Annotated in this window: 26 protein-coding genes; 16 read left to right on the top strand and 10 right to left on the bottom strand. The window is 68.8% G+C overall.

Features of this window, described 5'->3' with window-relative positions:
• Positions 1-37: 37 nt before the first annotated feature.
• Both GQS65_RS17880 and GQS65_RS17885 read left to right on the top strand, forming a co-directional pair.
• Complete coding sequence (locus GQS65_RS17880; RefSeq protein WP_368280308.1) at positions 38-589, top strand: metal-dependent hydrolase; 552 nt, start codon at positions 38-40, stop codon at positions 587-589.
• Between the two features lie 46 nt (positions 590-635).
• Complete coding sequence (locus GQS65_RS17885; RefSeq protein ID WP_158205990.1) at positions 636-854, top strand: hypothetical protein; 219 nt, start codon at positions 636-638, stop codon at positions 852-854.
• Between the two features lie 56 nt (positions 855-910).
• On the opposite strand, the gene GQS65_RS17890 is transcribed toward GQS65_RS17885, so the two are convergent.
• Positions 911-1,942 carry an AI-2E family transporter gene (locus tag GQS65_RS17890; RefSeq protein WP_158205991.1) on the bottom strand — a complete coding sequence of 344 codons (1,032 nt, stop codon included), beginning with the start codon at positions 1,940-1,942 and terminating at the stop codon, positions 911-913.
• A gap of 366 nt (positions 1,943-2,308) precedes the next feature.
• Here GQS65_RS17890 and GQS65_RS17895 point away from each other — a divergent pair, with 366 nt between their 5' ends.
• Positions 2,309-2,491 carry a hypothetical protein gene (locus tag GQS65_RS17895; RefSeq protein WP_158205992.1) on the top strand — a complete coding sequence of 61 codons (183 nt, stop codon included), beginning with the start codon at positions 2,309-2,311 and terminating at the stop codon, positions 2,489-2,491.
• Between the two features lie 15 nt (positions 2,492-2,506).
• On the opposite strand, the gene GQS65_RS17900 is transcribed toward GQS65_RS17895, so the two are convergent.
• Positions 2,507-3,196, bottom strand: a complete 690-nt coding sequence (locus GQS65_RS17900) for an SOUL family heme-binding protein (RefSeq protein WP_158205993.1) — start codon at positions 3,194-3,196, stop codon at positions 2,507-2,509.
• A 357-nt stretch (positions 3,197-3,553) separates the two neighbouring features.
• On the opposite strand from GQS65_RS17900, the gene GQS65_RS17905 reads away from it, so the two are divergent.
• On the top strand, positions 3,554-4,249 hold the full coding sequence (locus tag GQS65_RS17905; RefSeq protein ID WP_394351459.1) for a hypothetical protein: 696 nt from the start codon (positions 3,554-3,556) through the stop codon (positions 4,247-4,249).
• Positions 4,250-4,321: 72 nt separating this feature from the next.
• Here GQS65_RS17905 and GQS65_RS17910 read toward each other — a convergent pair whose 3' ends face one another.
• Positions 4,322-4,681 (bottom strand): DUF7344 domain-containing protein, encoded by a 360-nt coding sequence (locus tag GQS65_RS17910; RefSeq protein ID WP_158205995.1) that lies wholly within the window; start codon positions 4,679-4,681, stop codon positions 4,322-4,324.
• 125 nt (positions 4,682-4,806) lie between these two features.
• On the opposite strand from GQS65_RS17910, the gene GQS65_RS17915 reads away from it, so the two are divergent.
• Positions 4,807-5,601 (top strand): SDR family NAD(P)-dependent oxidoreductase, encoded by a 795-nt coding sequence (locus tag GQS65_RS17915; RefSeq protein WP_158205996.1) that lies wholly within the window; start codon positions 4,807-4,809, stop codon positions 5,599-5,601.
• Positions 5,602-5,717: 116 nt separating this feature from the next.
• Entirely contained in the window at positions 5,718-6,776 is a 1,059-nt protein-coding gene (locus tag GQS65_RS17920) for an NAD(P)-dependent oxidoreductase (protein WP_158205997.1), read from the top strand.
• 50 nt (positions 6,777-6,826) lie between these two features.
• Here the strand turns inward: GQS65_RS17920 and GQS65_RS17925 are convergent, their stop codons facing one another.
• Complete coding sequence (locus tag GQS65_RS17925) at positions 6,827-7,792, bottom strand: transcription initiation factor IIB (protein WP_158205998.1); 966 nt, start codon at positions 7,790-7,792, stop codon at positions 6,827-6,829.
• A gap of 234 nt (positions 7,793-8,026) precedes the next feature.
• Here GQS65_RS17925 and GQS65_RS17930 point away from each other — a divergent pair, with 234 nt between their 5' ends.
• A complete protein-coding gene (locus GQS65_RS17930) occupies positions 8,027-8,530 on the top strand; it encodes a hypothetical protein (RefSeq protein WP_158205999.1) in 504 nt (167 codons plus the stop codon).
• A gap of 353 nt (positions 8,531-8,883) precedes the next feature.
• Complete coding sequence (locus GQS65_RS17935; protein WP_158206000.1) at positions 8,884-9,225, top strand: DUF7344 domain-containing protein; 342 nt, start codon at positions 8,884-8,886, stop codon at positions 9,223-9,225.
• Positions 9,226-9,292: 67 nt separating this feature from the next.
• Here the strand turns inward: GQS65_RS17935 and GQS65_RS17940 are convergent, their stop codons facing one another.
• Both GQS65_RS17940 and GQS65_RS17945 read right to left on the bottom strand, forming a co-directional pair.
• Positions 9,293-9,625 carry a hypothetical protein gene (locus GQS65_RS17940; protein ID WP_158206001.1) on the bottom strand — a complete coding sequence of 111 codons (333 nt, stop codon included), beginning with the start codon at positions 9,623-9,625 and terminating at the stop codon, positions 9,293-9,295.
• A 76-nt stretch (positions 9,626-9,701) separates the two neighbouring features.
• Positions 9,702-10,985, bottom strand: coding sequence for an MFS transporter (locus GQS65_RS17945; RefSeq protein ID WP_368280315.1), 1,284 nt, complete (start codon positions 10,983-10,985; stop codon positions 9,702-9,704).
• A gap of 280 nt (positions 10,986-11,265) precedes the next feature.
• Here GQS65_RS17945 and GQS65_RS17950 point away from each other — a divergent pair, with 280 nt between their 5' ends.
• The 3 genes from GQS65_RS17950 to GQS65_RS17960 all read left to right on the top strand — a co-directional run bounded on the left by GQS65_RS17950 (position 11,266) and on the right by GQS65_RS17960 (position 13,571).
• Positions 11,266-12,741, top strand: coding sequence for an ABC transporter substrate-binding protein (locus tag GQS65_RS17950; RefSeq protein WP_199268500.1), 1,476 nt, complete (start codon positions 11,266-11,268; stop codon positions 12,739-12,741).
• A 4-nt stretch (positions 12,742-12,745) separates the two neighbouring features.
• The gene (locus GQS65_RS17955) at positions 12,746-13,288 is read left to right on the top strand and encodes an RDD family protein (RefSeq protein ID WP_158206002.1); all 543 of its coding nucleotides are present in this window, start codon (positions 12,746-12,748) and stop codon (positions 13,286-13,288) included.
• Positions 13,289-13,430: 142 nt separating this feature from the next.
• Positions 13,431-13,571 (top strand): hypothetical protein, encoded by a 141-nt coding sequence (locus tag GQS65_RS17960; protein WP_158206003.1) that lies wholly within the window; start codon positions 13,431-13,433, stop codon positions 13,569-13,571.
• A gap of 107 nt (positions 13,572-13,678) precedes the next feature.
• On the opposite strand, the gene GQS65_RS17965 is transcribed toward GQS65_RS17960, so the two are convergent.
• From GQS65_RS17965 to GQS65_RS17975, 3 genes are read right to left on the bottom strand one after another with little or no spacing between them, the layout of a single operon-like run.
• Positions 13,679-14,755, bottom strand: a complete 1,077-nt coding sequence (locus tag GQS65_RS17965; protein WP_158206004.1) for an ABC transporter ATP-binding protein — start codon at positions 14,753-14,755, stop codon at positions 13,679-13,681.
• 2 nt (positions 14,756-14,757) lie between these two features.
• Entirely contained in the window at positions 14,758-15,672 is a 915-nt protein-coding gene (locus GQS65_RS17970; RefSeq protein ID WP_199268501.1) for a carbohydrate ABC transporter permease, read from the bottom strand.
• Positions 15,669-16,544: a carbohydrate ABC transporter permease gene (locus GQS65_RS17975; RefSeq protein ID WP_158206005.1), complete on the bottom strand. Its 876-nt coding sequence runs from the start codon at positions 16,542-16,544 to the stop codon at positions 15,669-15,671. The genes GQS65_RS17970 and GQS65_RS17975 overlap by 4 nt, the downstream gene beginning before the upstream one ends.
• A 246-nt stretch (positions 16,545-16,790) precedes the next feature.
• Between GQS65_RS17975 and GQS65_RS17980 the strand changes: the two genes are divergently transcribed.
• The 4 genes from GQS65_RS17980 (at position 16,791) to GQS65_RS17995 (ending at position 20,617) form a co-directional block, all read left to right on the top strand.
• Entirely contained in the window at positions 16,791-17,999 is a 1,209-nt protein-coding gene (locus GQS65_RS17980; protein WP_158206006.1) for an acyl-CoA dehydrogenase family protein, read from the top strand.
• 108 nt (positions 18,000-18,107) lie between these two features.
• Positions 18,108-18,884, top strand: a complete 777-nt coding sequence (locus GQS65_RS17985) for a nucleoside phosphorylase (protein WP_158206007.1) — start codon at positions 18,108-18,110, stop codon at positions 18,882-18,884.
• Positions 18,885-18,945: 61 nt separating this feature from the next.
• A complete protein-coding gene (locus GQS65_RS17990; RefSeq protein ID WP_158206008.1) occupies positions 18,946-19,557 on the top strand; it encodes a cupin domain-containing protein in 612 nt (203 codons plus the stop codon).
• A gap of 52 nt (positions 19,558-19,609) precedes the next feature.
• Positions 19,610-20,617 carry an MBL fold metallo-hydrolase gene (locus GQS65_RS17995; RefSeq protein WP_158206009.1) on the top strand — a complete coding sequence of 336 codons (1,008 nt, stop codon included), beginning with the start codon at positions 19,610-19,612 and terminating at the stop codon, positions 20,615-20,617.
• A 27-nt stretch (positions 20,618-20,644) separates the two neighbouring features.
• Here the strand turns inward: GQS65_RS17995 and GQS65_RS18000 are convergent, their stop codons facing one another.
• Positions 20,645-22,273: a class I adenylate-forming enzyme family protein gene (locus GQS65_RS18000; RefSeq protein WP_158206010.1), complete on the bottom strand. Its 1,629-nt coding sequence runs from the start codon at positions 22,271-22,273 to the stop codon at positions 20,645-20,647.
• On the opposite strand from GQS65_RS18000, the gene GQS65_RS18005 reads away from it, so the two are divergent.
• Positions 22,268-23,467: an FAS1-like dehydratase domain-containing protein gene (locus GQS65_RS18005; RefSeq protein WP_158206011.1), complete on the top strand. Its 1,200-nt coding sequence runs from the start codon at positions 22,268-22,270 to the stop codon at positions 23,465-23,467. The genes GQS65_RS18000 and GQS65_RS18005 overlap by 6 nt on opposite strands.
• Positions 23,468-23,478: the final 11 nt, after the last annotated feature.

Raw genomic sequence — 23,478 nt, forward strand, 5'->3', positions numbered from 1 at the left:
GCGAACGCTGATACAGCGTCCGGTCTTCGGTTCGACCGTGTGGCCCTGGGGACATCTCGGCTTCGGCTATCTGTTGTACTCGCTGTCGCGGCGTGCGACCGGTCGTGGGCCGCCGACCGACGCCGCGGCGCTCGCCCTCGCGTTCGGGACGCAGTTCCCCGACGTCGTCGACAAACCGCTGGCGTGGTGGCTGACCGTCCTCCCGAGCGGCCGGTCGCTCGCCCACTCCGCGCTCTTCGGAACGCTCGTCGTCGCACTGGTCTGGTGGGTGCTCGCCAGCCGCGAGCACTCGGAGGCCGGAAGCGCGTTCGCGCTGGGGTACGCCTCGCACCTGCTCGGTGACAGCCTCGTCGACCTCTCGGCCGGGGCGTTCGGTCGGCTGACGTTCCTCCTGTGGCCGGTGCTCCCGGCCGTCGAGTACGACGACGAGGGGCTGGGGCCGCTCGTCGGCGAGTTCGCGCTCACCCCGTGGGTCCTGTTCGGACTCCTCGTCGGCGTGCTCACCGCCGTGCTCTGGGCGGTCGACGGGTTCCCCGGTGTCGCCGGCGTGACGCGGTGGTACCGTCGGGTTCGCAGTACCGTCGGCTGACTGCCGTCAGCGGTGGCTTTTCCCGAGTGGCGTCCGAACGGCGGCCGTGACCTACACGTGGCAGTACTACGACCTCGTGTTGCTGGGCGTGTTCTGTAGCATGGTAGCCGGGGCGCTCGTCGGGCAGTTCACGGCCGTTGCGACGACGACGGCCGTCACCGTCGCGGGTCTGCTCGCCGTCGTCATCATCGCACACGGCCTGTTCGTCAACGGGCCGGTCGACGCCCCCGAGGACCTCACCGACCCGGTCGAGTCGCTGAACTGAGCGGTCGCCGTTCGGTCGCGTCCGGCCCGTCGCCGTCCGGCCCGGCGAGTGACGGCTCACGCCTCGTCGCCGTTGACGCCGTGGCGGTCGGCCAGCACCTCGACGAGGTGTTTCGCCAGGCCGACGACGACCGGTCCCACGAACAGCCCCAGGAACCCGAACAGCGCGAGGCCGCCGAAGATGCCGACGACGACGAGGCCCGTGTTGAGCTGTGCACCACGGTGGACGACGAACGGGCGGATGACGTTGTCGGACCCGCTGATGACGAACGTGCCGACGACGAGGAGGACGACGGCGTCCGCGATTCGACCGACGAAGAGGAGGTAGGCGCTCGCGGGAATCCAGACGACCGACGCCCCGATGACGGGGAGCAGCGAGAGGAGGAACGTCACGAGCGTCCAGAACACGGCGTTGGTGAACCCGAGGAGGTTGAACGCGATACCCGTCAACACCGCCTGCACGGCCGCGACGACGACGGTGCCGACCAGCGAGGCCCACAGCAGGCGGTCGAACCGTTCGATGAGGTCGTCGGTCTCGGCCCGCGAGAGCGGTGTCACGTCCCGGACCCACGCGACCAGTCGGTCGCCGTCACGGAGCAGGTAGTAGAAGACGAACAGGAAGACGACGGTGCCGATGAGGAGGTGGGTCGTCTGACCGACGAGCGTGTAGACGTTCCCGAGCAACCCCTGTGACCCGGTCTGGACCGCCTCCGTGAGGAGGTCGACGAGCTCCATCGTCCCCATCTCCACGCCCAGTCGGTCCAGCACCGCGTCGCTGGTGTCGACCACCGACGACCGGGTGAGCCCGCTGACCAGCGACTGTGCCTGCGCCAGCGCGACGACGAACACGAACGCGAAGGGGGCGACGACCGACACCAGCGCGAGGACGACGGTGATGCCCGCGCCGAGCGTTCGCCCGACCAGCGCGGCGAGTCGCCGCGAGAACGGAAAGAGGACGTAGCCCAGCAGCCCCGCCAGCAGGACGTACTGGGAGAACGGGAGGAAAAGGAGCGCCGTGACGCCGCCGAACACGAGCAGTAGTGCCCACAGGAACACCGTCGACTGCGTGAACCGAACGCGACGGCTCATCGTCCCCTCCGGAGCGCCGCCGGGGCATCCCCCCGAGCGACGGTCCCGACGGACCGCCGACGCTGCCCCCACCGACGTGTCACACCGTCCGATGTTCTCATACCCGTCGTACAACGCGTCCCTACAAAACCGCTCGCTCGTGGACGTGTCCGGCGTCACACCGGATGCACCACGGCCGGACCGAGCACGCCCGCTCGCGGGTCGGGACGGTCGTGGCCGTTCGGGGCGGCGACGGGTCACCGCGGTCGGACACGTCGCCGTCGGTGAGTGTCTCGGTCGCGGCCGCTATCACTGTAGCCTCGCCTCGCCGGTGCTTCAACGCCTGTATGGGCACGACCCATACGGTCGGCGCGACTCGACCCGTGTATGCAGTCAGACAACGACCCGACCCAAGCCGACGTCGCCACCCTCGAACGGGACCTGCTCACCGCCATCGAGAACGTCGCCGCCAGCGGCGCGATGACCGAAGACGACCGCCACCTACTGAGCTACGAGGCCGAGATGCTGAGCGCGGAACTGCGCGGGTGCATCGAGTACGCCCCGGAGTGACCCGACGGGGGGTCCTCAGGTCCCGGCGTCGGCGGCGAGTTCGACGGCCACCTCGTTCCGGCGGACGAACGGGACCGACCACGGCGCGTCGTAGCCCATGAAGAAGGGGTCGCCGGTGACCGACACGTCCGCGTCGTCGAGCGTGTCGAGCAGTTCGTCCATCCGACGGGCGACCCGGCCGTCCGTCGCCCACCACGAGAACCGGAGGACCGCGAGCGTCCGCTCGGGGACGGCGCTCAGGTCCACGCGACTATCGGTCGGCCGGGGTGCGGTGTCGACGTCGTACGTCGCGGGGAGGTAGAACCCCATCCGGACCCCCTCGTCTCGTTCGGCCGTCTCGACGGGTGCGGTCATCGCCACCGACTCTCCACGGTCGTCCTTCTCCACCTCGACCGGTGTGGTCGTCGCTACCGACCGCTCCGTTCCCCCGCCGTCGACCTCGACGGGTGCGGTCATCGCCACGTCCGCCGCGCTCTCGTTGTCGCCCGCGATGTACCGGAAGAGGCGACGGAACGCCGCGCTCTCCGAGTGAGCGGTCGTCTCGACGAGCGCCGTCTCCGGATACTGCCTGACCTCCACGTCGCCGATGGTCTCGACCACGGTGTACGGGACCGTCTCGGTCGTCGCTCGCTGGTAGAGGTTCCACGCGCCGACCGCCGCGAGGACCCCACCGACCGCACCACCCGTCGCCAGCACTCGGTTCATACCGTCCCGAAGGGGACGCGTGGTCTTAACGGGACGCTCGGCGAGCGGTAGCGACCGCCGAACGTCGGTCAGTCGGTCGGTAACTAACCGGCTGTGGGGTGTCGAACCGGACGACGTGGGTTGTCAGTGTCACCGACTCCACGTCGCTCCTGTCGTATCGGTGGCGGCCGGGCCTGTCACCCCGGTCGACGCCACCACCCCTATCGTACCTCCGTTCCTCGCCGAGCCGCGCACATCGGGTAGACGTCGCTCGGTCGTCGCGGTGTCCGGCCGGTCGGCCTCTCCCGAGTCGCTCGGATGGCCCAAAGCGACGTTTGATGCTCCGGCGTGGTTATCCTCCGAGGCGTCGAACGTCGGGTGATGACGACACGACGGTCCCTGCTGACGTACTGCGCGCTCGCCACCCTCCCGCTCGCCGGCTGTCTCGGCACCGCCGACCCGGCCGACGACGAGTCGGGGGCCGACACCACCGACCCGACTCCCACGCCGACCCCGTCGGGGAACACGACCGACGACCTGCCGGGCGGCAACGCGACCGACGACGCTGGTGGCACCCGACTCCGCGGGACGGGCGGTCCCGGCGTCACCGTCGTCGACACCGACACGGTCGACGCGGCCGTCGAACACGCCGTCGAGGTCGTCACCGACGCCGCGACCGAGGACGCGCCGCCCGGACTGCGCGTCTCGGTCACCAACACGACCGACGAGACGCTCGCGGTCGGTGAGGGCCGAGCGGTCGTCTTCGCGTACGTCTCGGACACGGCCGGCTCCCTCGTCTTGCTCCCTCCAGAGGGCGAGTACCCCGCCGAAGCCGGCTGCTGGCGACTCGCGGACCCCGTCGCCGTCACCATGGAGTACCGGACTCGAACGCTCGACCCCGGCGAGACCGCCACACGGGAACTCGACGTCTACGCCCTGCCCGGCGAGGACGCCTGTCTTCCGGTCGGCGAGTACCGTTTCGAGACGACGTTCCGGACCGGCCCGGCCGACGACGGGGCGACCGGGGACGCCGCCACCGAGCACTCCTGGGGCTTCTCGGTGCTGCTGGAGTAGCTCTCGACGTACCTCCCTCCTCGATGGCTCCCGTTCCGGTGCGCGACCGACGGGACCACGCGGCCCTCGCGTTCACTCGGGGTCGTCCGCGAACTGAAGCAGCGGCAGCACGTCGCTCGCGGTCTCGGACAGTTCGACGTGCCCCGAGTCGCGGTCGTACTCGACGACGTCGTGGTTGTCGAGTTTCGGGAGGTGGAGATGGACCAGCGACGTGTCGATGGTCCGAAGTCGGTCGTCCTCGATGTCGGAGGGATGTGTCGCCTGCCGTCCGGCGGCGAGGATGTTCACCAGTTCTTCACGGGTGAGCGCCCCGTCGTCGGCTTCGAGCAGCGCGTGGACGACGTGTCGTCGCCGCGGTCGGGACATGAGCGTGAGCGCCTGCTCCTTCGAGAGGTCGTCCGGGGTCCACGACTCCGGCCCTGTACCAGTCATACTCGTCGTCGACGCTTCGGCGACGTATTATTACGAGCCACCTATACTGTAACCAGGTCCGAAGCACGCGGTCGAGTCCGCCCCCTCGCCGGTACGATTATGACCCGCTGGCACCCGTCTCTGCCATGCACGAACCGGACTACGGCGTCGCCGGACGGACCGCCATCGTCACGGGTGCGAGTCAGGGTATCGGGAAGGCCATCGCCGAGACGCTCGCCGCCAGTGGCGCGAACGTCGTCATCTGCTCGCGTGCGCAAGAGCGCGTCGACCCCGTCGCGGAGGCCATCGACGACGAGTGCGAGGGAACCGCGCTCGCCGTCGAGTGCAACGTCCGCGAACGCGAGCAGGTCGACGCGCTCGTCGACGCGACCGTCGCGGAGTTCGGTGGGGTCGACGTCCTCGTCAACAACGCGGGCGGGGAGTTCGTCGCCCCCTTCGAGGACATCTCGCCGAACGGCTGGAACGCCATCGTCGACCTCAACCTCAACGGCACCGTCCACTGCACGCAGGTCGCCGGCGAAGTGATGCGCGAGAACGGCGGCGGGAGCATCGTCAACCTCTCGTCGGTCAACGGCCAGCACGCCGCGCCCGGCGAGAGCCACTACGGCGCGGCGAAGGCCGCCATCATCCGTCTGACCGAGACGCTCGCCGTCGAGTGGGCACCACACGGGATTCGCGTCAACTGCGTCGCCCCCGGTCTGATTCAGACGCCGGGCGTCGCCGAGACGCTGGGTATCGACAGCGAGCAGATGCCCGAGCGCGAGGAGGTCGACCGCCGTATCGGGCACGGGGAGGAGATCGCGGACCTCGTCCAGTTCCTCGTCAGCCCCGCCGCCTCGTTCGTGACCGGCGAGACGGTGACGGCGAAGGGCGTCCCGAAGCCCGGTAACTCGATGAGCGAGGGACTGGGACTGGAGTGACCCCGCTTCGACCGACCGGCGGGCTACGTCGACGCCCGAGTGGGTCGGCGTAACAGCCTGCTCGCCGTGCCGATGCCAATCTCTTAGCGTGGTCCCGCCGCAGGGTCCGTCGAAGGATGACACCCGCCACGGAGAACGGTACGTACGACGCTATCGACACCGTCGGCCTCGTCGGCGCTGGACGCGTCGGGCAGTGGTTCGTCACGAAACTCGTCCGCGCGGGCTACGACGTCGTGGTCTCGGACGTGGATGCGGAGGCGGTCGCGGACGCGGTCGACCGCGGCGCACGGGCCGCCGAACACCCCGCGGACGCGACGGCACGCTCGAACGTCGTGCTGCTCGCGCTGCCGACCCGCGAGGCCGTCGAGGCGGTGATGGAGGGCGACGACGGAGTTCTCGACTCGCTCGACGCCGGGCAGACGGTCGTCGACACCGGCACGACGACGCCGGACGTGGACGTCCACTACCACGGTCGATGCCGTGACCGTGAGGTGGGCTACGTCGACTGCGGGCTGACTCGCCACGGTCCCGGCCCGACCGACGGCGACGAACCTGCCTACACCTTGTTCGTCGGTGGCGAACGTGAGACTTACCAGCGTCTCACCCCGATTTTCGACGCGCTCGGTCACACCCACGAGTTCTTCGGGGGTGTCGGGAACGGTCACGTCGTCAAACTCGGGGTCGTCCTCCGGGCGTCGATCCGAGCGGCGATGGCCGCCGAGGTCTGTACGTTCCTCTCGCAGAACGGTGTCGACCCGGAGCGGGTCGTCGACCTGCTGGAGTGGGACGTCCCGTCCGTGTACGTCGACCCGCCGTACTCGACGAACCGGGGGTTCGAGCGAGCGGTCGAGACCGACGAGGGCGAGACCGAAGGCCGGAGGGTCCGAGTCGACGAGAGTGGAGCGCGTCCGCGACTCCGGACGTCCTCGTGGGCGAAAGACACCGAGTACGCGCTCGACGTCGCTCGCGCCTCGAACAGCTACGTGCCGCTCCTGACCGCCGCACACCAGACGCGACTGCTCGCGGAGAACTACGGGGCGGCGCTCGCGGACCACGACCTCGCGTTCGGCGACGAGGCGTGGCAGCCGTTCCACCTCCGGTCGTTCTACCGTGCGCTCTGTCGCCCACAGGAGGAGTGGCGACGGCTCGGCAGGTGGAATCGAGAGGAGTCGTAATCGGTTCGAGCGGAGCTATCCGTCGACGGCGGGTGGAGCGTGCGCCCCGCTCAGATGCCCATGGCTTCGATCTGTTCTTGATAGCGGTTGCGGATGGTGACCTCGGTGACCTGCGCGACGTCTGCGACCTCGCGCTGGGTCTTCTTCTCGTTACAGAGCAGCGAGGCGGCGTAGATGGCCGCGGCGGCGTAGCCCGTCGGGGACTTCCCCGACAGCAGACCCTTCTCCGTGGTGACGTTGATGATCTCGTTGGCCTTCGCCTCGACCTCCTCGCTCAGTTCGAGTTCCGAGCAGAACCGCGGGACGTACTTCTTGGGGTCGACCGGCTCCATCTCCAGACTCAGGCTCTGGGAGATGTAGCGGTAGGTGCGACCGATCTCCTTGCGCTCGACCCGCGAGACCTCGGTGATCTCCTCGAGCGAGCGCGGGATACCCTCCTTGCGGCAGGCGGCGTAGAGTGCGCTCGTGGCGACGCCCTCGATGGAGCGGCCACGGATGAGGTCCTCGCTCAGCGCGCGCCGGTAGATGACCGACGCCACCTCTCGGACGGACTGTGGGACGCCCAGTGCGCTGGCCATCCGGTCGATCTCGGAGAGTGCGAACTGGAGGTTCCGTTCGCCGGCGTCTTTCGTGCGGATACGCTCCTGCCACTTTCGAAGCCGGTGCATCTGACTGCGCTTCTCCGAGGAGAGCGAGCGCCCGTAGGCGTCCTTGTTCTTCCAGTCGATCTGGGTGGTCAGTCCCTTGTCGTGCATCGTCTGCGTCGTGGGAGCGCCCACGCGCGACTTGCTCTGGCGCTCGGAGTGGTTGAACGCCCGCCACTCCGGGCCGGGGTCGATGTTCGTCTCCTCGACGATGAGTCCACACTCGTCACAGACGAGTTCGCGGCCGTCGTCGCTCTTGACGAGTCGGCCCGACTCACACTCGTCGCACACCCGCTCCCCCTCTGTGCCCTTCGATTGCTCCCCAGCCTCGCTCTCGGGCGCGCGCTCACGCTGTCGGGTGGAGTAGTCCATTTCATTCTGTAATGAACAGTTGAAGGGCTTAAGCCCTCGCCACGAATAGCTATCCGAAACCCGACAGGTCACGTCCGAACCTCGCCGGTCGAACTCCCGTTTCGAGCTTCGAGAGCACGTCGTGTGGCCGTTGAGCGGTTCCGGGTGACGCCGTACCATGCGGCACGGGCGCACACGTGTCGGCTACCCAGATAACCCCAAAGCCTGAACTATCTCTGGGTCGTATCTGTCGTCATGGCAGTGACTCAGCGACTCCGAGAGCTACGGGCGGCAGGGAAACACGAGTTGGCCGACACACTCGCTGTAGAGGCGCTACGTAACGAGCGCCCGACCGTGACGAGGGCGGGCGACCACGTCCGCGTCTCGACGCGGACGTTCGCCGGCGAGCACGCGCTCTCCTCGGCGTTCGACCCGACCGACGAGGCGTCCGTACGGGAGGCGCTCGCGCGACGCGGGACCTACGGTCTGGCCGACCACGACGGCCGGACGTTCACGACGGGGGCGCTCTACGACGCCGTCGTCGCGGCGATGCTCGACGACGGTGAGGAGTCGGCGTCGAGCGACACCGTAGCGGAGTCCACGCCCGCGCCGTCCGTCGACACCGGGACGGAGGCCGCGCCCGACCCCGCCGACGCCGACGAACAGGTCGGCCCGGTCGGTCCGGCCGAGTCCTCCCGTCGGCCGACCGCCGTGTTACGGCAGGCGGTCGCCGCAGTCCAGAGCCAGTTCCGGAACTGACCGACCGTCTCTCGGGTCGTCGCCGTCCTCCCGTCACCTCGGCAGTCGTCCCGCCCCATTCCGCCCCGCTTCGGTCCACTTCGGCGAGCAGCGACGGCCGCGCCTCGACTCCTCCATGGCCGGTTCGTCGACCGTCTTCGACGCCGCTCCCCTGTCTCTAGCGACGGTCGTTCGTGCCGTCGACGTGCAGCGGTGGGTGTCCGCGTCGAGTGGTCGAGCGGGGCGACCACGAGAAACTGACACACGGCGTCGCACTCGTTCGTTCGAAGGGATGAGCGACTGGAACGTTACCTACGTGATTAGGTGTGGCGCATAACTCCCGGTGTGTTGTTGGGCCGGTCAAGGGAAAACAGATGTCGATCCATAGCGCGACCCCACCGTTCACGGACGATTCGCCCCGACAGCCAGACGAGACGCTCGGGCGGGTCTTCGAGGACGCCCGTCGTCGCACGCTCCTCCGCGTGCTGGCGACCTGTACGGGGACCATCGAACTCGACGACCTGACCGACCGGGTCGTCGCCGCGGAGACCGACCACCCGAGTACGGGCGACGACGCCGACCGGTTCGACCGGGCGCTCGTCTCGCTGTACCGCTGTCACCTGCCGGCGTTCGTCGCTGCCGACCTCGTCGAACTCGACGAGAGCGGGGGTGTGTTCGTCACGCCGCTCACCGAAGTGATAGCGGAGTTGGTGTAGCGACTCCGGGCGTTCCGTCTCCGACCGCCGTCTGCCGTTCTCGGACCGACGCACTCTCGTGGCCGGTTCAGCTCAGCATCGCCTTCACCAGCGGGTAGGCGAACAGCACGGCGAAGACGAGAAACGCCAACCACGCGACGCCGCTGACGAGACCGGTGATGCCGGCGAGCAGCCCGCCGACGAACGGAATCAGCCCGAGGACGCCGCCGAAGAACGTGAACAGGATGGCGACCCCGAGTGAGACGAGCGCGTACTTCCCGTAGCGCATCACGCGGTCGGTCTTCTCCCTGGTTCGGCCGGGACGGTCCATCCCGGTCATCGAGTCGAGGCGGTCCCCGGCACGACTCCGGACGCTCTCGTCCGAACCGCTGTGGGTCCGCTCGGCTGACTTCTCGCTCATAATCCAGTTCCGTTACCGACACGTGTAAGCTTACCGTCGGTCCCCGCGGCGGCGACTCCCGTCGTCGTCGCCCACGTCACGGGCGTCCCCCCGTCTCGCCGGTCGTGGGTTCCGTCCCGGACCGCACCAGCGGGCCGGCGGCGACGACCAGCGTGAGGACGACCGCGCCGGCACAGAGCCAGTACGTCGCCTCGAAGCCGAACCAGGTGTCGACCATCGGGACGGCGAGCAGCGGGCCGAGACTCAGTCCCACGTCGCCCATGATGTTGTAGACGCTCCCCATGCGCCCGATCTCCTCGCCGGGGGTGATGTCGCCCAGAATCGCCAGGAGCGCCGGCCCGCCCCCACCGGTCCCCATCCCGATGAGTGCGGTCCCGCCGAACAGGCCGAGGAGGGTCGGCACCGCGGCGAGCACGGCGAGTCCGGTCCCCATCGCCAGAAAGGCCGGGACGAGGACGTACGCCCGGTTCGACAGGCTATCGGAGACCCGACCGCTGAGGAACGTCGTGGCGCTCGACGTGACGACGCCGACGCCCAGGACCACACCGCTGATACCGGCCGCGTCGAGGACGCCCAGTTCGACTCCGGTCGCCGCGGCGTACTTCACCACCGTCGCCAACAGCACCCCACCGAAGGTGAACCGGATGGTCATGTTCCCGATGCCGATGGGGAGGACGCGAGGCTCCCGGCGGACCATCGCGGGCAACTGCCGGAGACGTGTCCGCCCTTCCGTCGAGGGAGCCACGTCCGGGAGGACGACCAGCGCGACGAACCCGGCGAGCACGGCGAGGACACCGGCGGTCAAAAACGCCTCCTCGATACCCAGCAGGTCGGCCATCAGTCCCCCGACGACCAGTCCCGTCGGGAAGCCGAGCGACTGGCCGCCGCGCATGTAGCCGAGCCACCGCCCACGGTTGCCCGTCGTCGTGACGTGGGTGATGGTGGCGAACGCACCGAGGAAGACGAACGCGCTGCCGAACCCCCACATCGTTCGCGCGAGCAGGAAGACCGCCGCCGCGTTCGAGACGGGCCCGACACCCGGCAACGTGGCGAGCGTCCCCGCCGGAACCGAGAGCCCCGCGACGTAGCCGAACGGAGCGAGCCCCTGGACGAACAGGCCCGCTATCATCGGTCGGCGTGCACCGACGCTGTCGACGACCGTCCCGGCCGGCGCGTTCATGAACAGGCGGGCGATGCGGTTCGCCGAGAGGATGACACCGAGCACGACCGCGCTGATGCCGAGCAGGTCGTCGAGCAACGGGAGCGTCGGGTAGGCGACGCCCGTCGCAACGCCGCCGAAGAACACGCCCGCGACGACCGCGAGCGCGATGGTCCGGATCTCGCGTGGCTCAAACTGCACGTCGGCGTCCGACCGCCGAGTGCCGTCGCCGTCGTCCTCCCGGACGCCGCTGGTCTCCGACCCGTCCGGTGTCACGGCCGCTCTCCCTCCACGACTCGACTCTTGGGGTGAGACGACGCCGTCACTGCACGGAGATACCGGTCGCGTCGGTTAACAGTTACTCGGGCCGAAGCGAGCGCTCTCGATAACACCGATGGTCGGACGAGGCTGCAGTATAGCAACCATCGTTGTCTCAGTCACCGGAATACTTGTATGTTGTTAACACGATACGACGTAGGAGATGGATTGGAAGCGAGTCAACCGACGGCGGGTGTTACAGGGAGTCGGGGCCGGCATCGTCGCGGCCACCGCGGGGTGTGCGGGCGACGGTGGCGGTGAGGGAACCGACGGGGAGACGACCGACGGAGGCGGCGGGGGCGGAGGTGGTGGCTCCAGTGGGACCGACAGCGACGGTGGGTCCTCCGGCGACGGACCGACCTCGAACGAGGTGCTCATGCTCACCGACTACGCCAGCGAGGCGTGGCAGGCGAAGTGGCAGGACGATATCATCCCCGGCTTCGAGGAGGAGGTGAGCCCCGACTACACCGTCACGGCGGAGTACGTCGGGTTGCAGGGGACCGGCGAGCAGCGGTTGACGACGCTGTTGCAGTCGGGGACGCCGCCGGAGATGTACTTCGGGACCATCACGCAGGTCGCGGACCTCGTCGCACAGGACCAGACCGCGCCGCTCGGCGACCTCGTGAGTCGCATCGAGGAGGCCAACGGCGAGATGTACTTCAAGAGTACCGTCACCGTGGCCGACAGCGTCCAGATGGTGCCCCACGGACTGTACCTCGGCGGGACGCTCAACTACCGTCAAGACATCTACGACATGCTCGGCCTGTCGGTCCCCGAGACGTGGGACCAGCTGCTGGAGAACGCACGGGCTATCTCGGAGTCCGACGAGACGCAGGCGCTCGGGTTCGCCACGGCGGCCCAACCCGCCGGCAAGGCTGGCTCGGACTTCGCCAACTTCCTCGCCAACTCCGGCGGCGGCGTCTTCCAGGCCACGGAGGACGGTGGCGCGGAGATTTGGTTCGACGAACAGCACGTCACGGAGTCGCTGACGGTGATGCAGGACCTCGCGGAGTTCTCGCCGGACCCCTCCAGCCTCAACTGGGGGTCGACCATCGAGAACTGGGTCGCGGGTCGCATCGGGCAGTGTATCATGAACAACGCGTGGCTTGCCGGGCCGGCGTACGCCGCCGGCGCGACCGACGTCGCGCTCAACACGAACATCGCACCCGTCCCGATGCAGAGCGACGCCGACCCCATCGACCGTGGGTGGGCGCTCATCGACGGGACGCCCGTTCTCAGCGGGTCGGACAACGTCGGTGGCGCGGAGGCGTTCCTGGAGTACATGTACGGCTCGCCGGAGGCACAGGCCGACAAGAACCTCGTCGAACCGATGCGGTTCCTGCCGCCGTACCAGGACATCCTGGAGACCGACGCCTACCAGAGCGCCGAGATATTCCAGGCCGAGGACGGCTACTTCCTCGACCTCAACCGGCGCTGTTTCGAGGAGATCGCCCCGAACCTCCAGAGCGACGAGCGTCCCTCGACGGTCGCCACGACCTACGAGAGCCGGTTCCAGTACGACTCGGAGATGGTCAACGCCGTCCTCGTACAGGGCAACTCCCCTCAGCAGGCCTACGAGGACGGCCTGGGACGCCTGGAGACCATCTTCCAGGAGGGACAGGAACTGGCGTCGAACTGAACCGGTGTTCGACTGGTTTCCGAGCAGTCGACCGCCGGAACCGGCGGTCGACTCGGCGTCGCCACGCCTGCTGGGTCGCCGGGCGGTCGCCGTCCTCGTCGACCTGCTGGTCTGTTACGTCGTCGTCGAGGGGGTCCCACTGGGAGTTCTCGTCTGGCTCCTCCCGAGCATCGCCGAGGCCAACACCACCCTGCTGTTCGCCGGCAGCCTCGTCGCACTCGCACCCGTCTCGGTCGTCTACGGCTTCTACTTCGAGTTGCGCTACGCCCGCACGCCGGGCAAGGTGCTGACGGGCCTCGTCGTGACCACCGCGACCGGGCACCCGCCGGGGCTGGTGGCCGCCGGCGTCCGGAACCTGCTCCGGTACGTCGACTTCCTGCCCGCCGGCTACCTGCTCGGCGCGGTCGTTGCGGGCGTGTCCGGCGACGGCCGGCGGGTCGGTGACCGCCTCGGTGGGACGCTCGTCGTGCGGCCCCGCGCGTCGGTTCGTAGTGAGCAGGTCGGGTCGTCGGCCGACGAAGAGTCGGTCGAGCGTACGCACACCTGAGCCCTCGACCGGTCGCCGTACGGAGTCTTCCCGACTGACGGGCCAGCGATGCAGAGCGTGGTCCGCTCGAGTTCGGATCGTCGTTCGGCGACGACAGTACGACGTCCCTGCCGGAGGGATGCGGTGGCGTCCGAGAGGACGGATGCACGCCTTCTGGAACGCGACCGACGAGCCGGTGTGTCTCCTAGATCTCTCGTTCGATCAGAACTTCGACGAGTACCTCGAAGCGCTGTTCGCCCTGCGCGAGGCGACGGGTCGAGACGGCCCGGCGTTCGACGCGTGAAAGACCGAACTCGACCACGAGTTCGGCATCACGTGGCACCCCAACCGACGGGAGCCGATTCTCGACCGATACGGGGTCGTGGAATGGTATCGGGTCCGCCGAGGGGTTCAGCGAATCCGGAGCCCGCTGTCGGGGTCGAACAGTCTGAGTTCCGACGAGGACGGTCGCAGGCCGTAGGCGCGGCCCTCGCCGCGGAAGCCCTTCGGCGTGACGACGGTCACCCGACCCTCCGGTGTGTCGAAGAAGCTGTTCGTCCGGTCGCCGAGCGGTTCGTCGAGGACGTGCTCGCCGGCCAGTCCGCCACTGGTGTCCTCGGTGACGCTGATGTCCTGTGGACGGACGCCGACGCGAATCGGCCGGTCGGTGTACTCCGCGAGACCGTTGCGCGTCGAGACGGGCCAGCGGTGCTCGCCGACCTCGACCGCGAGGCCGTCGCGCTCCTCGACGACGCGTCCCTGGAACGTCTGCATCGTCGGCTGACCGATGAACGTCCCGACGAACTCGCTGTCGGGGTCGTCGTACAGTTCCTCTGGGCCGCCGACCTGGGCGATGCGACCGTCGTCCATCACGACGATGCGGTCGGACATCGTCATCGCCTCCTCCTGGTCGTGGGTGACGTAGAGCGTCGGACAGCCGATTTCCTTCGTGACCTCCTCGAACAGCGGCCGGAGGTCGCGTTTCAGCTTCGCGTCGAGGTCGCTCATCGGTTCGTCGAACAGGAACAGCGCCGGGTCCCGGACCATCGACCGGCCGAGCGCGACGCGCTGCTGTTGCCCGCCCGAGAGGTCCGCCGGGCGGTTGTCGAGCAGGTCCGTTATCTGGAGGAGGTCGGCCGTCTCCTCGACGCGCTCGTAGCGGTCTGGTTTCGCGTAGCCCGCTATCTTCAGCCCGTAGGCCATGTTGTCCCGGACGCTCATGTGCGGGTAGAGCGCGATGTCCTGGAACAGCAGGGCGACGTCGCGTTCCTGGGGCGGGAGGTCGGTGACGTCCCGGTCGCCGAACAGCAGTCTCCCGGCCGTCGCCGTCTCCAGCCCCGCGAACATGCGGAGCGTCGTCGTCTTCCCACACCCCGAGGGGCCGACGAGCGTGACGAACTCGCCCTCGTCGATGGTGAGGTCGAACTCCTCTACGGCGACCAGCGAACCGAACTCCTTGCGGAGGCCTTGTGCGTGAACTTGAACCATGGTTAGAGTGCCCTGATTTCGAAGCCTTTCAGCAGGTACGACTGGAGGAAGAACGCGAACAGCAGCGGGGGGATGGTCATCAGCAGGCCGACGGCCATGAAGTCGCCGTAGCCCGTCTCGAACGAGGCGTTGACGAGTCGGAGGATGCCCGGCGGGAACGTCGTCGCGTCGTTCGACGGGAGCAGAATCTGGGCGAACGTGAAGTCGTTCCACGCGAGGCCGAACGCGAACAGCGCGTTGGCGATGATGGCCGGCGTCGTCTGGGGGAGGACGACGTCGACGAACCCCCGCCAGCGCGGTGCGCCAGCGATCCACGCCGACTCCTCCATCGCCTGAGGGATGGTCTGGATGTACTTCCACATCAGCCAGACCGCAAAGGGCATCGACACCGCCGAGAGCGCGAGGATGAGGCCGATGTGGGTGTTCAACAGGCCGGTCCAGTCCCAGATGAGATACAGTGGGAGCGCCAGCACGATGGGGCTGAACAGGTAGCCCAACAGCAGGAACCGGGCGAACGCGACCTTCCCGCGGAAGTCGTAGCGTGCCAGCCCGTACCCGGCGACGAGCGACACGGCGACCACCAGGAGGACGGTTCCGATGGTGACGATGATGCTGTTGGTGATGTAGGTGAGGACCGCGCCGTTGTTGACGATGCCGAAGCGTTCGAGCGTGAACGCGTCACCCGTCGGGAGCCACGAGACGCCCGCGTTGATGGCGAGACGCGTCTTGAACGCGTTCTGTGCCATCCAGTAGAGCGGGAACGCCATGAGGAAGCCGAGGAGGAGCGCGCTCCCGACCGTGCCCAGTCTGAGAACCGACCGCCGGACGGGGTACGACAGGCGACGGGTGAGACCGGGGCCGCGACGACGCTCCGTCGCCGTCCCGGTTCCCGACTCGTCGTCGTCGAGGGTGCTCACGTGTCCACCTCCTGACTCGGGTTGAACGCCACGAAGTACGCGACGGCCCCGACGGCGAGGAAGCAGAACATCACGACGGCGATGGCGTTCCCGAGGCCGTAGGCGCTCCCCTCGAACGTCTCGCGGTACGCGAGGATGGGCATCGTCGTCGTCTCGTAGCCCGGTCCGCCCTGGGTCAACTGCCAGATGATGTCGTACTTGTTGAACATGAACACCGAGCGCAGCAGGACGGCGACGAGAATCGCGCCCTTCAGCCGCGGCAGCGTGATGTCACGGAACATCTCCCAGGAGGTCGCGCCACAGATCTTGGCGGCCTCGTAGAACCGGTTGGGGATGGAGCGCAACTGCGCGAGCGCGAAGATGGTGATGAACACCGAGAACTTCCACGACCCGATGAGGACGACGGCGGGGAGCGCGAGACTCACCTCGCCGATACCCGGCAGGTTCCACGTCGCCGCACCGAGCACGTACCCCTCCCACAGTCCCAGCGACGCGCCGAACTGGTGGAGGACGCCGACGAACGGGTCGAGCATGAACAGCGCGATGAGCGTCACGATGATCGTCGGGATGAGATACGAGGTAAACACCAGCGTGCTCAGGAGGCGCTGACCGCGCTCCATCCGGTTGATGACCAGCGCCATCCAGAGACCGACGGCCAGTTGGACCAGCGTCGACCCGACCATGAACAGCGTCCCGCGCCACATCGACCCCCAGAACCGGTCGAGTTCGAACACCTGCGCGTAGTTCTCCAGACCGACGAACGTCCACTGGGGCTGGGTCAGGGGGATACGGTGCAGCGACGCCCAGAGGGCGAACCCGACGGGTAGGATGGCGATGAGCGTGTAGAGGAACAGCACCGGGAGTATCGTCAAGCCCCCCCCAGAACCCGTCCTCGGAGATGCTGAGTCGCCCGACGGTCACTCCGCCACGGGCCAACCCGCCCTCTTCGCCGACGCGTTCGTCGACGCCCATCTACACCCCCCACCGCCCGCGTCCCGCGTGAACGTTTATCATTGTAAGCGGTATCGCCGGTTTCGACTGACAGCTATTAACTCTTGGCCGCGAATCGCTACCGTCGGTACGCTTATACGAACTCCTGTCAGGTGGTAGTACACGACATGGACTTCAGCGAACCGGAAGAGGCCGTCCAGATCACGAAGGCGCTGGACGACTTCATCGAACAGGAGGTCACGCCACTGGAGAACGAACACCCCGAGTTCCTCGGTGAGGACTACGAACGGCACATCGTCGACGAGGACCACTACCAGGTCCCGGAGTACCGCGAGATTCGAGAGACCATCCGGAAGCGGTCCGTCGAGGCCGGGTTCTACGGGATGGGGATGCCCGAGGAGGTGGGCGGCGGTGGCGTCGACGTCCTCACACGGGGTATCGTCACCGAACACCTCGCCAACCGACCGCCGGGCTTCCACAGCGCCATCATGGGCGGTGCGGGCGGGCCGACGCCCGTCCTGCTCGCCGCCGACGAGGACCAGCGCGAGGAGTACCTCGCCCCGCTGATGGCCGGGGAGATAACGACCTGCTTCGCGCTGACCGAACCCGCACACGGCAGCGACCCCCACTACATGGACGCCCGTGCCGAGCGGGTCGGCGGACCCGCGGGCGACGAGTGGGTCATCGACGCCAACAAGTACTGGATCACCAACGGCCCGTACGCCGACTTCGCCATGGTGTTCGCCCGGACGAGCGGCGAGGCCGGCGACTACGGCGGCATCACCTGCTTCCTCGTCGACGCCGACGCGGAGGGGTACAGCGTCGAGAAGGTCCACCGGACGATGGGCCTGACGCCCGGCGGCCAGTGTGAACTTCGGTTCGACGGCGTCCGCGTCGGTGAGGACGCCGTGCTCGGCGAGGTCGACCAGGGGTTCCAGACGGCGATGAACTGGATCGGCGGCGGGCGCATCGCCATCGCGGCGAACGCCGTCGGCAGTTCGCAGTACCTCCTCGACCTCGCGGTCGACTACGCCCGCGACCGGGAGACGTTCGGGAAGCCCATCGGCCACCGACAGGGCATCTCGTTCCAGCTGGCCGAACTCGCCACCGACATCGAGCAGACCCGACAGCTCTACCGCTACGCCGCCTGGAAGCTCGACAACGACGAGCGCGCCCGCAAGGAGGAGTCGATGGCGAAGCTCCGGGGGGCACAGCTCAACAACCGCGCCGCGGACGTGGCGATGCAGGTCCACGGCGGGTCGGGGTTCATGAAGGACCTCCCCATCGAACGCCAGTACCGGAGCGCACGCGTCCTGCGAATCTTCGAGGGGACCGACGAGATTCAGAAACGGACCATCGCCCGCGAACTCGTCTGAGTCCCGTGCCCCGGCCCCGCGTCGACCCCGTCGACCGACGCGAGTGCCGCGGTAACACGTCCCGGGTCCCCGTCAGACTCTTCGACTCGGGGCTGGTCCGTGAGACGGATGCCGTTCCCGAACCACCCGGACAAACATCGTGGCGAGGCCATCGCCACGCCCGAACACGCCAGCGCGGACCGTCAGGAACGATACGACGGCAACCCCGCCGACCTGCCGTCGGCCGTCGTCGTCTGCTACAGTCGCAGTCTGATGACGTCGCTGATGGAGCGCCACGCCGGCGAGACGGTCGGTCACTACTACGGCGACCTCTACGCCTTCGACGAGACGGACGGCCGTGTCGGCGTCCTCGGGAACTTCGGTATCGGTGCCCCGACGACGGCGATGCTGATCGACGAACTCGTCGCCGACGGCGTCGGGACGTTCCTCTCGGTCGGTATCGCGGGCGGTCTCGACCACGACGTCGAGATGGCCGAGTTCGTCGTCTGTGACCGGGCCATCCGCGACGAGGGTACCTCCCACCACTACGTCGCGCCCGGCCGGTGGGCGACGCCCGACGAGACGCTCACGACCCACCTGACCGAGTTCCTCGACGAACGGGACGACCCGTACCACGTCGGCCCCTCGTGGACCACCGACGCCATCTACCGGGAGACGGTGGCCGAGGTCGAACGCTACGCCGCCGAGGGCGTGCTCACCGTCGAGATGGAGGCGTCGGCCGTCTTCGCCGTCGCCGAGGCCCGCGGCGTCGACGCCGCCTCGATGTTCGTCGTCAGCGACTACCTCGGCACCGAAGAGTGGGACCGACGATTCCACCTGACCGACGACCACCTGCGTCGACTCGGCGACACCGCGAAGGACGTGCTCGCCGCCACGCTCGACTGAGTCGAGGGACGCGCCCCCACGACGGCGCAACTGACTGGACCCTGCGGCCGGAACTGACCGCATGGAACGTGTCGCTCTCGACGACGTCGCGCCGGCCACCCCCGCGCCCGGCGTCGTCCGTCGACGGCTGTCGGCCGTGCTCGGCACGGCCGGTGTCGCACTCGTCCACTACCGCGTCGCTCCCGGCGACGAACTCCCGGCGGGCCTCCACGCGCACGCCGACCAGGAGGAGGTGTTCGTCGTCCTCGACGGGACGGCGAGGTTCGAGACGCTCGTGCCGACCGACGACTCGGCCGCTCCGGCGCTGTCACCGGGAGGGGTCACCGTCGAGGCGGGCGAGGCCGTCGGGTTCGCGTCCGGCGAGTTCCAGTCGGGTCACAACGCCGGCGACACCGACCTCCTCGTCCTGGCGGTCGGTGCGCCGCTCGATAGCGGCGACCTGCGTGTCCCCGTGTCGTGTCCCGACTGCGACCGCTACGCGATGGGTCTGACGACCGACGGCGGCCCCCGGTTCGCCTGTCCGGACTGCGGGTGTGCTCGCCGCCCGACATCCTGTCCCGAGTGCGCTGGCGACGACCTGCGGGTCCGCCTCGGCGAGACACGCCCCACCGTCGTCGAGTGCGTCGACTGCGGGGAACGGTACCCGACGCCGCCCGTCGACGGGGCGTGGTGACGAGTACCGTGAGTACTGGTAGCGTTAAGTGAGCCGCCCCGTTCGGTGGGGTATGGACCGGTCGTGTGAACACGAAGGGGCGGACGGACGAGCAGACGGGCGCGGGAGCGTCGCGGTCCACCGCATCGAGTTCAGTATCGAGTGGCCGCCGTGGACCGCCGCGGCGTACCTCGTCGCCGGGGCGGAACCGACGCTCGTCGACGCGGGCGTCCCCGGCGAGAGCGGTCGGGAGGAACTCGCCGACGGCCTCGCCGCCCACGGCTACGCACTCGGCGACGTCGAGCACGTCCTGCTCACCCACCCCCACAGCGACCACCTCGGGCAGGTCCCGGCGCTCCGCGACGCGGACGCGACCGTCTACGCCGCCGACCGCACGCTCGACCGACTCCGCCGGTCGGAAGCCGACCTCGAAGCCGGCGTCCGCGAGACGGCCCACGCCGTCGGCCTCGACGAGGAGCGGGTCGACAGCGAGGTCGACCGTGCGCTCGACTCGCTCCGCCGCAACCGACGGCTACTCCCGCCCGAGGAGGTAGACGTGGGGTTCGCCTTCGGCGAGCAGTTCGCGGCGGGTGGCCGCTCGGTCACGCCGCTCCACACGCCGGGTCACCAGGCCGACCACGCGGCGTTCGCACTCGACCTGGGCGACGACCGCGTGCTGTTCTCCGGGGACGTGCTGGTCGAACCGTTCCGCGCCGCCGCCCTCAACGTCGGCCTCGACCGAGGGGCCGAGGACGCGGTCGACGACTTCTACCGAGCGTACGACCGCCTCGCCGACCACGCGTTCGACCGCGTCCACCCCGGCCACGGACCGGTGTTCGAGACCTACGACGCCGTCCTCGCCGCCTCCCTGGAGCGCCTCGGCGAGATGGTCGACGACGTGTTCGACGCCGTCCCGACCGACGATGCCGCCTCGCCAGTCGCCGTGACCGAAGCCCGCGGCAAGCGACTCGACCCGCCGGCGGCGATGCTCGACACCGTCGGCGCGCTGGGGTCTCTGGACGGGCAGGGTCGAATCACCCGCGAGACGGTGGACGGACTTCGCCGCTATCGGCGTGACTGAGTCGCGTGTCCCGAGGTGGCCCCGTACTCAGTCCTCGGCGTACTCACCGTCGGCGAGTCTGAACTTCTGTATCTTCCCGCTGGCCGTCCGCGGGAGGTCGTCGATGAACTCGACCGCCCGGGGGTGTTTGTACTCCGCGACGCGCTCCAGACAGTACCGCGTCAGTTCCTCGCTCGTCACGTCGACACCCGCCTCGACGCCCGACTTGACGACGACGAACGCCTTCGGCACCTCGTTGCGTCGCTCGTCGGGGACGCCGACGACGGCCGCCTCCGCGACGGCGTCGTGTTCGTGGAGCAGTTCCTCGACCTCGCTCGGGTAGACGTTGTAGCCCGCCGTGACGATCACGTGCTTCTTCCGGTCGACGATCTCGAAGTAGTTGTCCGGGTCACGACGGGCGACGTCGCCGGTCCGGAAGAACCCCGCCTCGGTGAACGCCGCGTCGGTCGCCTCGGGCATCCCGTGGTAGCCCGCCATCACCTGCGGGCCCCGGACCAGCAGTTCGCCGGACTCGCCGATGGACACCTCCTCGCCGCCCTCGTCGACGATGCGACAGTCGACCATTCGGAGTGGCTGACCGATGGTGCCGTGACGAGGGCCGAACGTCGAACGCTGCTGGGAGTGGGTCGCGCCGTTCGTCTCGGTCAGTCCGTAGCCCTCGGTCATCTCGATGCCGGCGGTCGCCTCGAACTCGCGCTGGACGGCGACCGACATCTTCGCGCCGCCCTCGGCGGCCTGGACGAGCGAGGAGAGGTCGTGGTCGCCGAACGACTCGGCGTCGACCATGTCGACGTACATCGCGGTCACGCCGACGAAGTGGGTGATACCCGCCTCCTCGACGGTCGCCATCGCCTCGTCGGCGTCCCAGTCGGTCGGGTTCCGGAGGTAGAGTGCGCCGCCGCCGACGAGCGGCTGCATCGCGGTGTGGGTGAACCCGGTGATGTGGTACAGCGGGAGGTAGAGCAGGCTCCTGACCTCCTCACCGGGTATCTCGCCGTGGTTGGCGAGCGTCGTGAGCAGTTGAGCGCGGAAGTTCCGGTGGGTCAGTCGGACGCCCTTCGGCTTCCCCGTCGTCCCCGAAGTGTAGGGCAACAGCGCCACGTCGTCGTCCTCGCGGTCGACGGTCACCGGGTCGCCCCGGACCGCCTCGAACGCCACCTCGTCGCTCGGTAGCGCGTTCGCTCCGTCCGTCTCGGTCGCCTCCTCGTCGCCGCTCCGGTCGCCGTCGCCTGCTCCGACCGTGATGACCACCGGGTCCGCGTCCGCCTGCTCGATACCGCCGACGAGGTGTTCGCGGAGGGCCGCGTGGGTGACGACGGCGTCGACGTTCGCGTCGTCCAACTGGTAGGAGAGTTCCCGCGCCTTGTACTGCGGGTTGGCCGGCGAGACGACGACGCCCGCACGGAACGCGCCGAGCGCCGCGACGAGGTACTGCGGGCAGTTCGGGAGGTACAGCAGCAGCGTGTCGTCGGGTGCCAGCCCCAGGTCGTGGAGGCCCCCCGCGAACGCCCCCGTCGCGCCCCGCAACTCCGCGTGGCTCGTCCGGTCGCCGCCGGCTTCGATGGCGAGGGACTCGCCGTGACAGCGTGCCGTCTCGTCGAACAGGTTCGCGGCGTTGCCCGACCGCCCCGCCTCGGTCGTGTCAGCGATATGCATGACAATCGTTACCCGCAACCGGTAATTAATCTGTTTCCCGACTCGTCGTTCGGCTACTGTGCTGTCACACTTACCACTGGAAACGAGACGCTCGATGACGGGGTCGTCGTGACCGACCGGTCCGTCACCGACCTCGACGCCCTCGTCGGCACGACGAAGCGGACCGTCGAGGGGTTCCGCGTCGAGGCGGGGAAGGTCGACGAGTTCGCCCGTGCGGTCGGCGACGACGACCCCGCCCACCGGTCGGCCGCGGCCGCCGAACGGCGTGGGTTCCCGGCGGTTCCCGCCCCGCTCACGTTCCCGCGAGTGAGTTCGTTCGCCCGTTATCGGGTCGACGCGTTCGACCTCGGCTTCGACCCGCAGTTCGTCCTCCACGGCGAGCACCGCTACGCGTACGACCGCCCCCTGTACGCCGGCGACGACCTCCACGGCGACACGACGCTCACCGACGGCTACCGCCGCGAGGGCCGCCGCGGCGGGACGATGACGTTCGCCGAGTTCACCACCGAGTACCGGACGGCCGACGGCGAACGTGTCCTGACGGAGGCCGCGACGACCATCGAGACGGAGGGTGCGGCGGCCGACGACGAGTCGGACGACGACCGGACAGAACACACCGACGCGACGGCGGCCGACGAACCGTCCGGGGCGGAGTCGGCCACTCGGCCCGGTTCGGGGGCCCCGCCGACCGACGAGACGGCCGCCGACCTGGTGGGACTGCCGGTCCGGTCGGGTGTCGACGACGGAACGACCGCTCCGGCACCGACTCCCCCCGGCACGCTCGCCGTCGGTGACGAGGGTCCCGCGGTGTCGGTCGGTCCGCTCGCACGACAGGACTTCGTCCGGTACGCCGGCGCGAGCGGCGACTTCAACCCGATACACTACGACGAACCGTACGCGACAAACGCCGGTCACCCGAGCGTGTTCGGACAGGGGATGCTCACGGCGGGCGTGGCGGCCCACGCGGTCACCGAGTTCGTCGGCCTCCGAGCGGTGCGGTCGTTCGGCGTCCGGTTCCGGTCGCGGGTCTGGCCCGGCGACGTGCTCACCGCCACCACCCGCGTCGTGGCTCCCGACGACCACGACGGGCCGGTTCCGACCGACGGCGTCGGCCTCGCCGTCACCGTCGACCGCGAGACCGGCGGGACCGTCCTGACCGGGACGGCGACCGCAGGTCCCCCGGACACTCGCTGAACACCGCGTCG

The organism is Halomarina oriensis (assembly GCF_009791395.1).
Classification (GTDB): Archaea; Halobacteriota; Halobacteria; order Halobacteriales; family Haloarculaceae; genus Halomarina; species Halomarina oriensis.

Excerpts from the sequence above, each read along its gene's own strand:
- GQS65_RS17930 (WP_158205999.1), top strand. The coding sequence starts at position 8,027 with ATGGCAGTGACTCAGCGACTCCGAGAGCTACGGGCGGCAGGGAAACAC.
- GQS65_RS17920 (WP_158205997.1), top strand. The coding sequence starts at position 5,718 with ATGACACCCGCCACGGAGAACGGTACGTACGACGCTATCGACACCGTC.
- GQS65_RS17990 (WP_158206008.1), top strand. The coding sequence starts at position 18,946 with ATGGAACGTGTCGCTCTCGACGACGTCGCGCCGGCCACCCCCGCGCCC.
- GQS65_RS17995 (WP_158206009.1), top strand. The coding sequence starts at position 19,610 with ATGGACCGGTCGTGTGAACACGAAGGGGCGGACGGACGAGCAGACGGG.
- GQS65_RS17910 (WP_158205995.1), bottom strand. The coding sequence starts at position 4,681 with ATGACTGGTACAGGGCCGGAGTCGTGGACCCCGGACGACCTCTCGAAG.
- GQS65_RS17985 (WP_158206007.1), top strand. The coding sequence starts at position 18,108 with ATGCCGTTCCCGAACCACCCGGACAAACATCGTGGCGAGGCCATCGCC.
- GQS65_RS17935 (WP_158206000.1), top strand. The coding sequence starts at position 8,884 with ATGTCGATCCATAGCGCGACCCCACCGTTCACGGACGATTCGCCCCGA.
- GQS65_RS17950 (WP_199268500.1), top strand. The coding sequence starts at position 11,266 with ATGGATTGGAAGCGAGTCAACCGACGGCGGGTGTTACAGGGAGTCGGG.
- GQS65_RS17960 (WP_158206003.1), top strand. The coding sequence starts at position 13,431 with ATGCACGCCTTCTGGAACGCGACCGACGAGCCGGTGTGTCTCCTAGAT.
- GQS65_RS17890 (WP_158205991.1), bottom strand. The coding sequence starts at position 1,942 with ATGAGCCGTCGCGTTCGGTTCACGCAGTCGACGGTGTTCCTGTGGGCA.
- GQS65_RS17915 (WP_158205996.1), top strand. The coding sequence starts at position 4,807 with ATGCACGAACCGGACTACGGCGTCGCCGGACGGACCGCCATCGTCACG.
- GQS65_RS17965 (WP_158206004.1), bottom strand. The coding sequence starts at position 14,755 with ATGGTTCAAGTTCACGCACAAGGCCTCCGCAAGGAGTTCGGTTCGCTG.
- GQS65_RS18005 (WP_158206011.1), top strand. The coding sequence starts at position 22,268 with ATGCATGACAATCGTTACCCGCAACCGGTAATTAATCTGTTTCCCGAC.
- GQS65_RS17980 (WP_158206006.1), top strand. The coding sequence starts at position 16,791 with ATGGACTTCAGCGAACCGGAAGAGGCCGTCCAGATCACGAAGGCGCTG.
- GQS65_RS17940 (WP_158206001.1), bottom strand. The coding sequence starts at position 9,625 with ATGAGCGAGAAGTCAGCCGAGCGGACCCACAGCGGTTCGGACGAGAGC.
- GQS65_RS17900 (WP_158205993.1), bottom strand. The coding sequence starts at position 3,196 with ATGAACCGAGTGCTGGCGACGGGTGGTGCGGTCGGTGGGGTCCTCGCG.
- GQS65_RS17925 (WP_158205998.1), bottom strand. The coding sequence starts at position 7,792 with ATGGACTACTCCACCCGACAGCGTGAGCGCGCGCCCGAGAGCGAGGCT.
- GQS65_RS17895 (WP_158205992.1), top strand. The coding sequence starts at position 2,309 with ATGCAGTCAGACAACGACCCGACCCAAGCCGACGTCGCCACCCTCGAA.
- GQS65_RS18000 (WP_158206010.1), bottom strand. The coding sequence starts at position 22,273 with ATGCATATCGCTGACACGACCGAGGCGGGGCGGTCGGGCAACGCCGCG.